Origin of the sequence: Pseudomonas sp. ATCC PTA-122608 (genome assembly GCF_001952855.1) — a bacterium.
Taxonomy (GTDB): domain Bacteria; phylum Pseudomonadota; class Gammaproteobacteria; order Pseudomonadales; family Pseudomonadaceae; genus Aquipseudomonas.
Genome location: NZ_LPNO01000025.1, coordinates 25,516 through 38,245, shown reverse-complemented (window position 1 = coordinate 38,245; position 12,730 = coordinate 25,516). Strand labels below are relative to the sequence as shown.

The following is a 12,730-nucleotide window of genomic DNA, read 5'->3' as shown; positions in this document are numbered from 1 at the left end:
TATCTCGCGCCCTATTTCTTGGCTTCCGGGGCGTAGGTAGCTGTCAATTGGAGTCCCACTGAATGGCCCGTATTGCAGGCGTTAACATTCCAGATAACAAGCACACTGTTATCTCGCTGACCTACATCTATGGTGTTGGTCGCACTACTGCGCAGAAAATTTGCGCAGACACTGGGGTAAACCCAGCCGCAAAGATCAAAGATCTGAGCGACGAGCAGATTGAGCTGTTGCGTGGCGAAGTGGCGAAGTTCACCACTGAAGGTGACCTGCGTCGCGAAATCAACATGAAAATCAAGCGTTTGATGGACCTCGGTTGCTACCGTGGTCTGCGTCATCGTCGTGGTCTTCCAGTACGCGGTCAGCGTACCAAGACTAACGCGCGTACCCGTAAAGGTCCGCGTAAGCCGATCCGCAAGTAATCGCCCACGCGAATCGACAGGAAATTAATCATGGCAAAACCTGCTGCTCGTCCTCGTAAAAAAGTTAAAAAGACAGTGGTTGATGGCATCGCCCACATCCATGCATCTTTTAACAACACAATCGTGACCATCACCGACCGTCAAGGTAACGCGCTTTCTTGGGCTACCTCCGGTGGTTCGGGTTTCCGCGGTTCCCGCAAGTCCACCCCGTTTGCTGCTCAAGTAGCTGCTGAACGTGCTGGTCAAGCTGCGCTGGAATATGGCCTGAAAAACCTCGACGTCAACGTCAAAGGTCCAGGTCCAGGTCGTGAGTCTGCTGTCCGTGCATTGAACGGCTGTGGCTATAAGATCGCCAGCATCACCGACGTGACGCCAATCCCGCACAACGGGTGCCGTCCGCCGAAGAAGCGCCGCGTGTAATCCAGGAGATTGTAAAGAATGGCTCGTTACATTGGTCCAAAATGCAAACTCGCTCGTCGTGAAGGCACCGATCTCTTTCTGAAGAGCGGCGTGCGCGCGATCGAATCGAAGTGCAACATTGAAGCAGCACCTGGTATCCACGGCCAACGCCGCGGTCGCCAGTCCGATTACGGCACCCAACTGCGTGAAAAGCAGAAGGTCCGTCGTATCTACGGCGTTCTCGAGCGTCAGTTCAGCGGCTACTACAAAGAAGCTGCTGGCAAGAAAGGTGCAACCGGTGAAAACCTGCTGCAACTGCTCGAATGCCGTCTGGACAACGTTGTATACCGTATGGGCTTTGGTTCGACTCGTGCCGAATCCCGTCAGCTGGTATCGCACAAATCCGTCAGCGTAAACGGCCAAACCGTTAACGTCCCGTCGTACCAGGTTCGTGCTGGTGACGTGGTCGCGATTCGCGAGAAAGCAAAAAATCAACTTCGCATTGTCCAAGCTCTCGATCTGTGTGCCCAACGTGGCCGCGTAGAATGGGTAGAAGTAGACACTGAGAAGAAGTCGGGCGTTTTCAAGAACGTTCCTGCTCGCAGTGATCTGTCCGCCGACATCAACGAAAGCCTGATTGTCGAGCTCTACTCCAAGTAAGGGCTAGAAAATAGGTGCATCCATGCAGATTTCGGTAAATGAGTTCCTGACACCCCGTCACATTGATGTGCAGGTTGTCAGTCCAACCCGCGCCAAGATCACTCTCGAGCCTCTCGAGCGTGGTTTTGGCCACACCCTGGGCAACGCGCTGCGCCGCATCCTGTTGTCCTCAATGCCCGGCTGTGCAGTAGTCGAGGCCGAGATTGACGGTGTGCTCCACGAGTACAGCGCCATCGAAGGTGTACAGGAAGACGTAATTGAAATCCTGTTGAACCTTAAAGGTCTGGCTATCAAGCTGCACGGCCGTGACGAAGTTACGCTGACCTTGTCGAAGAAGGGTTCGGGGGTGGTTACCGCTGCCGATATTCAGCTGGATCATGATGTCGAGATCGTTAATCCCGATCACGTAATCGCTAACCTGGCGTCTAACGGCGCCCTGAACATGAAGCTCACCGTAGCTCGTGGTCGTGGTTATGAACCGGCCGACTCGCGTCAGAGCGATGAAGACGAAAGCCGCAGCATTGGTCGCTTGCAGCTCGACTCTTCGTTCAGCCCGGTTCGCCGTATCGCATACGTGGTGGAAAACGCCCGTGTCGAGCAGCGTACTAACCTGGACAAGCTGGTTATTGATCTGGAAACCAACGGTACTCTGGATCCTGAAGAGGCTATCCGCCGCGCTGCAACCATTCTGCAACAGCAGTTGGCTGCGTTCGTCGACCTCAAAGGTGACAGCGAACCAGTGGTAATCGAGCAGGAAGACGAGATCGATCCGATCCTGCTTCGCCCGGTTGACGATCTGGAACTGACTGTACGTTCGGCTAACTGCCTTAAGGCGGAAAACATTTACTACATCGGCGATCTGATTCAGCGCACCGAAGTAGAACTGTTGAAGACTCCGAACCTGGGCAAGAAATCCTTGACTGAAATCAAGGACGTTCTGGCCTCCCGCGGTCTGTCCCTCGGCATGCGCCTCGACAACTGGCCGCCTGCAAGTCTTAAGAAGGACGACAAGGCGACTGCCTGATCGTCGTAATCACCGAACGTGAGTTTGGTAAGGAATGAACCATGCGTCATCGTAAAAGTGGTCGTCACCTGAGCCGTACCAGCTCGCACCGTAAGGCTATGTTCCAGAACATGGCGGTGTCGCTGTTCGAGCACGAGCTGATCAAAACTACACTGCCGAAAGCTAAAGAACTGCGTCGCGTTGCTGAGCCGCTGATTACTTTGGCCAAGACAGACAGCCTGGCTAACCGCCGTTTGGCTTTCGACCGTACTCGTTCGAAAGCTATCGTTGGTAAGCTCTTCAACGACCTGGGCAAGCGTTACGCTACCCGTGAGGGTGGCTACCTGCGCATCCTCAAGTGCGGTTTCCGCGCTGGTGACAACGCGCCTATGGCGTACGTTGAGCTGATCGATCGTCCAGTTGGCGGTGAAGCTGTATCCGCTGAGTAAGACGTCAGTCTGTAACGAAGAACCGGGCCTAGTGCCCGGTTTTTTGTGCGCGTTAGAAAACTCGAATTACCCCCGAGCGAATGCGCATTCTGCTCATGAATCCGGTTTTAGCTATCCGTTCGGATGGTTCGTTAGTTAATTTCTATCGATGCTCATGATTTAATGAATTTGATGGTGTCATCTTCCTGGTCAATACTCCCCCCAAGCCGATTAGCCGGCAGTTCCAAGACTGACCTGAGGAAGATTGAGCATGAGCCAGAATAAAACCCTTACTACGGCCAGCGGCGCCCCCGTTGCCGATAACCAGAATTCCGGTTCGGCCGGCCCACGCGGCCCATTGCTGCTCGACGATTTTCATCTGATCGAGAAGCTCGCGCACTTCAACCGTGAAAATATCCCTGAGCGTCGCGTACACGCTAAAGGCTCGGGTGCTTACGGTACCTTCACCGTCACCCAAGACATCACTCAGTACACCAGCGCCAAGCTGTTCGAGTCTGTGGGTAAGCAAACGCCGACCTTCCTGCGCTTTTCCACGGTAGGTGGCGAGCGCGGTTCGGCTGATACTGAGCGCGACCCACGTGGTTTCGCCTTGAAGTTCTACACCGAAGAAGGCAACTGGGACATCGTTGGCAACAACACCCCGGTGTTCTTCATCCGTGATCCGCTGAAATTCCCGGACTTCATTCACACCCAAAAGCGCCTACCGCAAAGCAACCTGAAAAGTGCGCAGATGATGTGGGACTTCTGGTCGCACTCCCCTGAGGCGCTGCACCAGGTCACCATCCTGTTTTCGGACCGTGGGATCCCTGATGGCTACCGTCACATGCATGGCTTCGGCAGCCACACCTACAGCCTGATCAACGCCAATGGCGAGCGTCACTGGGTGAAGTGGCACTACAAGACCAAGCAAGGTATCAAGAACCTGGCACCGGCTGAGGCTGCACGCCTGGCGGGTACCGACCCTGATTACGCCCAGCGTGATCTGTTCGGCGCTATCGAGCGCGGTGATTTCCCGAAATGGCGCGTTTGCATCCAGATCATGACGGAAGCCCAGGCGAACGCTCACTACGAGAACCCGTTCGACGTGACCAAGACCTGGTCGCAGAAAGAGTTTCCGCTGATTGAAGTGGGCGAGTTGGAGTTGAACCGTAACCCGCTGAACTACTTCGCTGAAGTTGAGCAAGCGGCTTTCGGTCCAAGCAACATGGTCCCGGGTGTTGGCTTGTCCCCAGACCGCATGCTGCAAGGCCGTGTGTTCGCTTACGCTGATGCCCACCGCTACCGTGTAGGTACCAACCACCAGCACCTGCCGGTGAACGCGCCACGTAGCCCGGTCAATAGCTACCAGCGCGACGGTTCGATGGCATTCGGCGCCAATGGCGGTGCGGCTCCTAACTACGAGCCAAACAGCTATGCCGATGCACCGAAGCAGGCCCCTCAATATGCGGAGCCGTCTTTGGCCCTGAGCGGCGCGGCTGATCGTTACGATCACCGCGAAGACACCGATTACTACAGCCACGCCGGTGCGCTGTTCCGCCTGATGAATGATGAGCAGAAAGCCCTGCTGATCAACAATATCGCCGGCGCCATGGCGGGTGTTTCCAGCGATGTGGTGCAGCGCCAGTTGCAATACTTCTTCAAGGCCGATCCGGCTTATGGAGAAGGGATCGCATCTGCACTGGGTGTATCGCTTAACTAACTCTAAACGATAAGCAGAACCGCCCTCATTTGGGCGGTTTTTGCGTTATTTCAGCTACTTTTCACCGGAAATCTTCACTTTTCTGCCGTTGGTCCCGTGACCTCCGGGTCATCATGGTTCAAACTACAGACTTTCAAGCAGGGAGATGTAGGGCGATGCAAGGTCACCCCGACGTAATCGATTACCTCAACACGTTGCTGACGGGCGAACTGGCAGCTCGTGACCAATATTTCATTCACTCGCGGATGTACGAAGACTGGGGCTTTACCGAGCTCTACGAGCGTATCAACCATGAAATGGAAGAAGAGGCACAGCACGCCGACGCACTGATGCGCCGTATCCTGATGCTCGAAGGCACGCCGCGTATGCGTCCCGACGACCTGGACACCGGCACCACGGTGCCAGAGATGCTCGCCAGCGACCTGCGCCTTGAGTACAAGGTCCGTGCCGCGCTCTGTAAGGGCATCGAGCTCTGCGAGCAGCACAACGACTACGTCACGCGGGAAATCCTGCGGGTGCAGTTGAACGACACCGAAGAAGATCACACCTACTGGCTGGAAAAGCAGTTGGGCCTGATCAAGTTGATTGGCCTGGAGAACTATCTGCAATCGCAGTTCTGATTTCTCCGGCTACAAAAAAGCCCCTGTCACTGTGTAAGTGACAGGGGCTTTTTCGTGGGCCTGAACAATCAGTCCTTGTCGCGGGCCAGCAGCGGCTTGAGATAGAAGCCGGTGTGAGACTGCTTCATCTCCGACACTTGCTCCGGTGTGCCGACCGCAATGATCTGCCCACCTTTGGAGCCGCCTTCCGGCCCCAGGTCCACCAGCCAGTCGGCGGTCTTGATCACATCCAGGTTGTGCTCGATCACCACCACCGTGTTGCCGTGGTCACGCAGGCGATGCAGCACATCCAGCAGTTGCTGAATATCCGCGAAGTGCAAACCAGTGGTCGGCTCATCGAGGATATACAGGGTCTTGCCGGTATCACGCTTGGACAGCTCGCGAGACAGCTTGACCCGCTGCGCTTCACCACCCGAAAGCGTGGTCGCCGACTGCCCAAGCTTGATGTACGACAGGCCGACATCCATCAGCGTCTGCAGCTTGCGCGCCAGGGCCGGTACCGCGTCAAAGAACACCCGGGCTTCCTCGATCGTCATCTCGAGGGTTTCGTGGATGCTCTTGCCCTTGTACTTGATCTCAAGGGTTTCGCGGTTGTAGCGCTTGCTCTTGCACACGTCGCACGGCACGTAGATGTCCGGCAGGAAGTGCATCTCAACCTTGATCAAGCCATCGCCCTGGCACGCCTCACAGCGCCCGCCCTTGACGTTGAACGAGAACCGGCCAGGCCCGTAACCGCGGGAGCGGGATTCCGGCACACCGGCGAACAGCTCGCGAATCGGTGTGAACAACCCGGTGTAGGTCGCCGGGTTGGAACGCGGTGTGCGGCCAATCGGGCTTTGGTCGATATCGACCACCTTATCCAGGTGCTCCAGACCCTTGATGCTGTCATGAGCGGCGGCTTCAAGAGTCGTCGCGCCGTTCAGTGCAGTGGCGCTCAGTGGAAACAGCGTGTTGTTGATCAGTGTCGACTTGCCTGAACCGGATACACCGGTCACGCAGGTCAGCAGTCCCAGCGGGATTTCCAGATCGACATTGCGCAAGTTGTTGCCACGCGCGCCTTTGAGGTGCAGTGCCATCTTCTTGTTGCGCGGCGTACGCTTGGCCGGCACGGCGATCTTCACACGGCCCGACAAGTATTTGCCGGTCAGCGAGTCAGGATGCGCCATCACTTCTGCCGGCGTGCCCTCGGCGACAATATGCCCACCGTGCACACCCGCGCCCGGGCCGATGTCGACCACATAGTCGGCCAGGCGAATCGCATCTTCGTCGTGCTCAACCACGATTACCGTGTTGCCGATGTCCCGCAGGTGCTTCAGCGTACCCAGCAGGCGATCGTTGTCCCGTTGATGCAAACCAATCGATGGCTCATCGAGGATGTACAACACACCCACCAGACCGGCGCCAATCTGGCTGGCCAAGCGAATCCGCTGGGCTTCACCACCGGAGAGCGTATCCGCACTGCGGTCCAGCGACAGATAGTCCAGACCAACGTTAACCAGGAACTGCAGCCGCTCACGAATCTCCTTGAGGATCTTGTCGGCAATCTCCCCGCGGCGGCCCGTCAGCTTCAGCGTGCCGAAGTATTCGCAGGCATCGCCAATCGGCAGGTTGGTCACCGCCGGCAGTGTCTTCTCGCCGACCCACACGTGCCGCGCTTCACGGCGCAGGCGCGTGCCACGGCAATCCGGGCACGGCTGGGTGCTGAGGAACTTGGCCAGTTCTTCGCGCACGCTGGCGGATTCGGTCTCGCGGTAGCGCCGCTCCAGGTTCGGCACGATGCCTTCGAACGGGTGCGAGCGTTTGACGATATCGCCACGGTCGTTCAAGTACTTGAAGTCGACGTTCTGCGAACCGCTGCCATGCAGGATGAATTTCTGATGTTCGGCCGTCAGCTCGTTGAAGGGCACTTCGAGGCTGAACTTATAGTGCGAGGCCAGCGAACCCAGCATCTGGAAGTAATAGACGTTACGCCTGTCCCAGCCGCGTATCGCACCTTCCGCCAGAGTGAGGTCACCGTTGACCAGGCGCTTGATGTCGAAGAATTGCTTAACTCCCAGGCCATCACAGGTCGGGCAGGCGCCGGCGGGGTTGTTGAAGGAAAACAGCTTCGGTTCCAGCTCGCTGATGGCATGACCGCAGATCGGGCAGGCGAAGCGCGCGGAGAAGATGATTTCTTCCCCCGGCTCGTCGTCCATCGGCGCTACCAGAGCAATACCGTCCGCCAGCTTCAGCGCGGTCTCGAAAGATTCCGCCAGACGCTGCTGCAAATCAGCACGCACCTTGAAACGGTCGACCACCACATCAATCGAATGCTTCTTCTGCTTATCCAGCTTCGGCGCTTCGTCCAGCTCATAGAGCTTGCCGTTGATCCGGGCGCGGACAAAACCTTGCGCACGCAGCTCTTCGAAGACGGAAAGATGTTCACCCTTGCGCTCGCGAATCACCGGTGCCAGCAGCATCAACTTGGCGCCTTCCGGCTGGGCCAGCACCAAGTCGACCATCTGGCTGACGGTCTGGGCTTCCAGGGGAATGTCGTGGTCCGGGCAACGGGGAATACCCACGCGGGCATACAGCAGACGCAGGTAGTCGTAGATTTCGGTGATGGTGCCCACGGTGGAACGCGGGTTATGGGACGTGGATTTCTGTTCGATGGAAATCGCGGGCGACAGGCCTTCAATGGTGTCAACGTCGGGCTTTTCCATCATCGACAGGAACTGGCGGGCATAGGCCGACAGGGATTCCACGTAGCGGCGCTGGCCTTCGGCGTACAGCGTGTCAAACGCCAGGGACGACTTGCCGGACCCGGACAAGCCGGTGATGACGATCAGTTTGTCCCGTGGCAGGGTCAGGTCGATGTTCTTCAGGTTGTGGGTTCGAGCCCCACGAATCAGGATCTTGTCCAAGATGGCCTCGCACGGCGGGCGTAAATAATGCAGGAGTATACGGCTAAAGACTGGATGAATATACACTGTCAAAGTGCCGGGTGCAGCCTTACATGAAAGCTGCGCGGCAAAGCGCCGCATATACCCTCTCAATCGATGGGACTGGTAGAATCGCCGCCGGTTCACACGAGGTTTATCCATGCACGATCCCCACAGCGAACGCATGAGTGGCAGCGAGACCCGCGCAGCAAGCGGTCTGGCCCTGGTGTTCGCATTCCGTATGCTTGGCATGTTTATGGTGTTGCCGGTGCTGGCGACCTATGGAATGGATCTCGCAGGAGCGACCCCGGCCCTGATCGGCCTGGCGATTGGCGCCTATGGCCTGACCCAGGCGCTGTTTCAGATTCCGTTTGGCGTCATTTCCGACCGCATCGGCCGCCGGCCGGTGATCTACCTGGGCTTGATCGTATTCGCCCTGGGCAGTGTGCTCGCGGCCAATGCCGACTCGATCTGGGGCGTGATCGCCGGACGTGTCCTGCAGGGCGCGGGCGCGATTTCCGCCGCCGTCATGGCGCTGCTCTCCGATCTGACCCGCGAACAACACCGCACCAAGGCCATGGCCATGATCGGCATGACCATTGGTCTTTCGTTCGCCGTGGCGATGGTGGTCGGCCCGCTGCTGACCCGCGCGTTCGGCTTGCACGGCCTGTTTCTGGCGACGGGTGGCATGGCGTTGTTCGGCATTGTGATCGTTGCCTTTATGGTGCCGCATTCCACCGGGCCGCTGCAGCATCGTGAGTCGGGCGTCGCGAAACAAGCGCTGTTGCCCACCCTCAAGCACCCGGACCTGCTGCGCCTGGATTTGGGTATCTTCGTATTACACGCGATGCTGATGTGCAGCTTCGTCGCCTTGCCCCTGGCCCTGGTGCAAAAAGCCGGGTTGCCCAAGGAGCAGCACTGGTGGGTCTACCTCACCGCGCTGCTGATTTCGTTCTTCGCCATGATCCCGTTCATCATCTACGGCGAGAAGAAACGCAAAATGAAACGAGTTCTGCTTGGCGCCGTCGCGACTTTGATGCTCACTGAGCTATTCTTCTGGCAGTTCGGCGACAGCCTGCGGGCGCTGGTGATCGGCACGGTGGTGTTCTTCACCGCGTTCAACCTGCTGGAGGCTTCATTGCCTTCGCTGATCAGTAAGGTTTCACCGGCCGGCGGCAAAGGCACAGCGATGGGCGTGTATTCCACCAGCCAGTTCCTCGGTTCTGCACTGGGCGGGATCATGGGCGGCTGGATGTTCCAGCATGGCGGTTTGTCGGTTGTGTTCCTTGGATGCGCCGGGCTGGCTGCACTTTGGCTGGCCTTTGCTGTTACCATGCGCGAACCCCCATACGTCACAAGCCTGCGTCTGCCGTTATCGCCCGAAGCGATTCGTGAAGCTGGTCTGGTAGAGCGCCTGAAGGCCGTCGTTGGGGTAACAGATGCAGTCGTGGTTGCTGAAGAGGCGGCCATTTACATCAAATTGGACACCGAATTATTGGATCGCGCGACGCTCGAGCAACTGGTCAACCCAGTGCCGACAGCGCGCCCAGCCTAGGAGAACGTTATGGCCCGTGGGGTTAACAAAGTCATATTGGTCGGTACATGCGGCCAGGATCCCGAAGTTCGCTACTTGCCGAACGGTAACGCCGTGACCAACCTGAGTCTGGCGACCAGCGAGCAGTGGACCGACAAGCAAACCGGCCAGAAGGTCGAGAAAACCGAATGGCACCGTGTGTCGATGTTCGGCAAGGTTGCAGAGATCGCCGGTGAATACCTGCGCAAAGGTTCGCAGGTCTACATCGAAGGCAAACTGCAAACCCGCGAGTGGGAAAAAGACGGTATCAAGCGTTACACCACTGAAATCGTGGTCGACATGCAAGGCACCATGCAGCTGCTGGGCGGCCGTCCACAGGGCGACCAACAGGGCCAGGGCGGCATGTCCAACTCGGCACCGCGTCCACAGCAGCAGTCGCGTCCGCAGCCAACCCAGCAGCCACAGCGTGAGTCGCGTCCAGCGCCACAGCAGGCCGCTCCTCAGCCGGCAGCCGACTTCGACAGCTTTGATGACGATATTCCGTTCTAAGGTCGCTTGAGACCCGAACTGTCGCGTAACACCTGAAAACCCCCGATGGCCTTTGCCTCGGGGGTTTTTCATTTCGTGGCTGGCAACCGGCTACTCATCGGTAGATGCGGCGCTCACCACCAACTCCCGGAACCGCTCCAGCACCGACGACGTATCGCCCACCCGCGTAGCCAGGTGCAATGGCGCTACCAGGCTCCGACATTCCGAAAGCTCCCGATAAACAATCCCGTCACCCCGCAACCGCTGCATGGACGCGGGCACAATCGATACCCCAAGCCCCGCAGCCACCAGGCTCAACGTTGCCGTCATGCGTGGCGCCTCTTGCACAACCTGCGGGCTGAAACCCGCCTCGCGACACGCCACCAGAATCGCGTCATACAGCCCAAGCCCCACCCGGCGCCGATACAACACAAACGCCTCGGTGGCCAATGCCGCCAACGGCAGCGGCATCGACGGATCGATAGCCAGCGGATGATCAGTGGGCAGCGCCAGCAACATCGGCTCCACCAGAATTGGTTCATCCTGCAACGCCTGCGTCCCGCTTAGCGGCGAGCGGATAAATGCCGCGTCGAGCTTTTCATGGAGCAGCGCGTCCAGCAGTTCACCAGTGCCAGCTTCTTCCAACACAACAGAAACACCGACAAAGGTTTCCCGAAACAGGCGCAACACGCTGGGCACAAATGGATGCAAGGCGGCAGAACTGGTGAAACCAATGGCCAAGCGTCCACGTTCACCACGGGCAGCGCGGCGCACGATGTCGGCCACACCATCGACACTGGCCAAGATATGTCGCGCCTCTTCCAGCAAGGCCAAACCCGCAGTGGTCGGCCGCACGCCCCGTGGCAGGCGCTCCATCAGCACCACACCCAACTCGGCCTCAAGGCTTTGTAACAGGCGCGTCAACGGCGGTTGCTGCATGCCCAGTCGTTCTGCTGCACGGGTGATATAGCCTTCTTCGGCAATCGCGACGAAGGCCTTGAGCTGCCTGAGCTCCAGCATAGGAATACTTTTCAGGTATGGGAGATGCTCAATCCTGGCATTTGTTCTCATGGATCACAAGATTTAGGCTGTCGTCACTCCTCACAGAAGAAGGAACGCCGCAATGACCTGGTCAGCCAAGCAATACTCGATGTTCGAACAACAGCGCACCCGTCCCGTCCGGGATCTGGTGGCGGCCATCCCTGATGGCGACGTGCGCAGCGCCGTCGACCTGGGATGCGGCCCGGGCAATTCCACTGAGGTGTTGGCCGATCGTTTTTCACAGGCATTGGTCACCGGCATGGACAGCTCCGATGACATGCTGGCCGACGCCCGTAAGCGCCTGCCTGGGTTGAACTTCGAATTGGCTGATATCGGCGCCTGGAACCCGGCGCAGACATTCGACGTCATCCTTGCCAATGCATCGCTGCAATGGCTGCCCGACCATGCCACGCTGTATCCGCACCTGGTAAACCAGTTGACGCCAGGCGGCACCCTGGCGGTGCAGACGCCCGACAACCTCGATGAACCGGCCCACAAGCTGGCGCGGGAAGTGGCGGCGGACGGCCCATGGGCTGAAAAGATCGGCGCGGTGAAACACAACGAGCGCCATACCGCGAGCTACTACTTTGAGCTGTTGAGCAAACACTGCTCCACGGTAGATGTATGGCGCACCACTTACCACCATCCGCTGGCCGGTTCTGCTGCGGTGGTGGAGTGGTTCAAGGGGTCGGCGTTGCGCCCATTTCTGGCGCCCCTGACTGAATCAGAAAAGAGCGCCTTCCTCGATGAATACCTGGCGCGGATCACCAAGGCTTATCCAGCGTTGGCCGATGGCACGGTGTTGCTGCCATTCCCGCGCTTGTTCATCATTGCTACCCGGTAAGAGCGGGGGCGATCAATCGGCGGACAAGAACTGTTCCGCCGACACCACGCTCGCATAAGCAAACCCTAACGACGACATAAACGCCGCATGCACCTGGGCTGCCGGAACAGTGGTGCCATTGAATTCCAGGTCCCGCGTCGCGCAGGCATCGTGGATAACGGTCACACTGTAGCCCAGGTCCGACGCGGCGCGCACCACGCCGTCGATGCACATATGGCTCATGCTGCCCACCACCACCAGTTCGGTGATGCTGCGTTGTTCCAGCAGCGCCCGCAGGTTGGTTTCGCGGAACGCATTGACGAAATGCTTGAGCACCACCGGCTCGTCGGCCTGGTTCAATACTTTGGGGTGCAGATGCGCACCTTCCGAACCCGGGGTGAAGAAGGGTGCATCGTCGGAGGTGAATTCGTGACGTACATGAATCACCGCATCGCCGGCCTGGCGAAACGCCTGGAGCACTTGTTGTGCCTTGTCCGCCGCTGCGTCCACTCCGTCAAGCGGCCACTTGCCCTGGGGGAAGTAGTCGTTCTGGATATCGATTAGGATGAGTGCTTGCTTGGCCATGTTGGTTTCCTTGTGAGGGTTGATGCGTCCAGTATCCTGGCTGGCGCGG

The 12,730-nt window shown here is 58.3% G+C and carries 13 protein-coding genes; 10 read left to right on the top strand and 3 right to left on the bottom strand.

Annotated features, from left to right (window positions below; all coding sequences use genetic code 11):
- Positions 1-62 precede the first annotated feature (62 nt).
- The 7 genes from rpsM to bfr all read left to right on the top strand — a co-directional run bounded on the left by rpsM (position 63) and on the right by bfr (position 5,249).
- Complete coding sequence (gene rpsM / locus AU074_RS21660; RefSeq protein ID WP_003210063.1) at positions 63-419, top strand: 30S ribosomal protein S13; 357 nt, start codon at positions 63-65, stop codon at positions 417-419.
- Between the two features lie 30 nt (positions 420-449).
- Positions 450-839, top strand: coding sequence for a 30S ribosomal protein S11 (gene rpsK / locus AU074_RS21655; protein WP_002555466.1), 390 nt, complete (start codon positions 450-452; stop codon positions 837-839).
- Positions 840-857: 18 nt separating this feature from the next.
- A complete protein-coding gene (gene rpsD / locus AU074_RS21650) occupies positions 858-1,478 on the top strand; it encodes a 30S ribosomal protein S4 (RefSeq protein WP_003210056.1) in 621 nt (206 codons plus the stop codon).
- A gap of 22 nt (positions 1,479-1,500) precedes the next feature.
- Positions 1,501-2,502, top strand: a complete 1,002-nt coding sequence (gene rpoA / locus AU074_RS21645) for a DNA-directed RNA polymerase subunit alpha (protein ID WP_003176403.1) — start codon at positions 1,501-1,503, stop codon at positions 2,500-2,502.
- 41 nt (positions 2,503-2,543) lie between these two features.
- Positions 2,544-2,930, top strand: coding sequence for a 50S ribosomal protein L17 (gene rplQ / locus AU074_RS21640; protein ID WP_003210053.1), 387 nt, complete (start codon positions 2,544-2,546; stop codon positions 2,928-2,930).
- Positions 2,931-3,180: 250 nt separating this feature from the next.
- Positions 3,181-4,629, top strand: coding sequence for a catalase (locus AU074_RS21635; protein WP_076016465.1), 1,449 nt, complete (start codon positions 3,181-3,183; stop codon positions 4,627-4,629).
- Positions 4,630-4,784: 155 nt separating this feature from the next.
- Positions 4,785-5,249 (top strand): bacterioferritin, encoded by a 465-nt coding sequence (gene bfr, locus AU074_RS21630; protein ID WP_003210048.1) that lies wholly within the window; start codon positions 4,785-4,787, stop codon positions 5,247-5,249.
- A 68-nt stretch (positions 5,250-5,317) separates the two neighbouring features.
- Here the strand turns inward: bfr and uvrA are convergent, their stop codons facing one another.
- Entirely contained in the window at positions 5,318-8,152 is a 2,835-nt protein-coding gene (uvrA, locus tag AU074_RS21625; RefSeq protein WP_010174605.1) for an excinuclease ABC subunit UvrA, read from the bottom strand.
- Positions 8,153-8,330: 178 nt separating this feature from the next.
- Here uvrA and AU074_RS21620 point away from each other — a divergent pair, with 178 nt between their 5' ends.
- Both AU074_RS21620 and AU074_RS21615 read left to right on the top strand, forming a co-directional pair.
- A complete protein-coding gene (locus AU074_RS21620; protein WP_008436436.1) occupies positions 8,331-9,725 on the top strand; it encodes an MFS transporter in 1,395 nt (464 codons plus the stop codon).
- A 9-nt stretch (positions 9,726-9,734) separates the two neighbouring features.
- Positions 9,735-10,253 (top strand): single-stranded DNA-binding protein, encoded by a 519-nt coding sequence (locus AU074_RS21615; protein WP_003210042.1) that lies wholly within the window; start codon positions 9,735-9,737, stop codon positions 10,251-10,253.
- 90 nt (positions 10,254-10,343) lie between these two features.
- Here the strand turns inward: AU074_RS21615 and AU074_RS21610 are convergent, their stop codons facing one another.
- Positions 10,344-11,252, bottom strand: a complete 909-nt coding sequence (locus AU074_RS21610) for a LysR family transcriptional regulator (protein ID WP_173860399.1) — start codon at positions 11,250-11,252, stop codon at positions 10,344-10,346.
- A gap of 103 nt (positions 11,253-11,355) precedes the next feature.
- On the opposite strand from AU074_RS21610, the gene tam reads away from it, so the two are divergent.
- Positions 11,356-12,117, top strand: a complete 762-nt coding sequence (gene tam, locus AU074_RS21605) for a trans-aconitate 2-methyltransferase (protein WP_076016463.1) — start codon at positions 11,356-11,358, stop codon at positions 12,115-12,117.
- A gap of 12 nt (positions 12,118-12,129) precedes the next feature.
- Here the strand turns inward: tam and AU074_RS21600 are convergent, their stop codons facing one another.
- Positions 12,130-12,681, bottom strand: a complete 552-nt coding sequence (locus tag AU074_RS21600; protein WP_076016462.1) for a cysteine hydrolase family protein — start codon at positions 12,679-12,681, stop codon at positions 12,130-12,132.
- Positions 12,682-12,730: the final 49 nt, after the last annotated feature.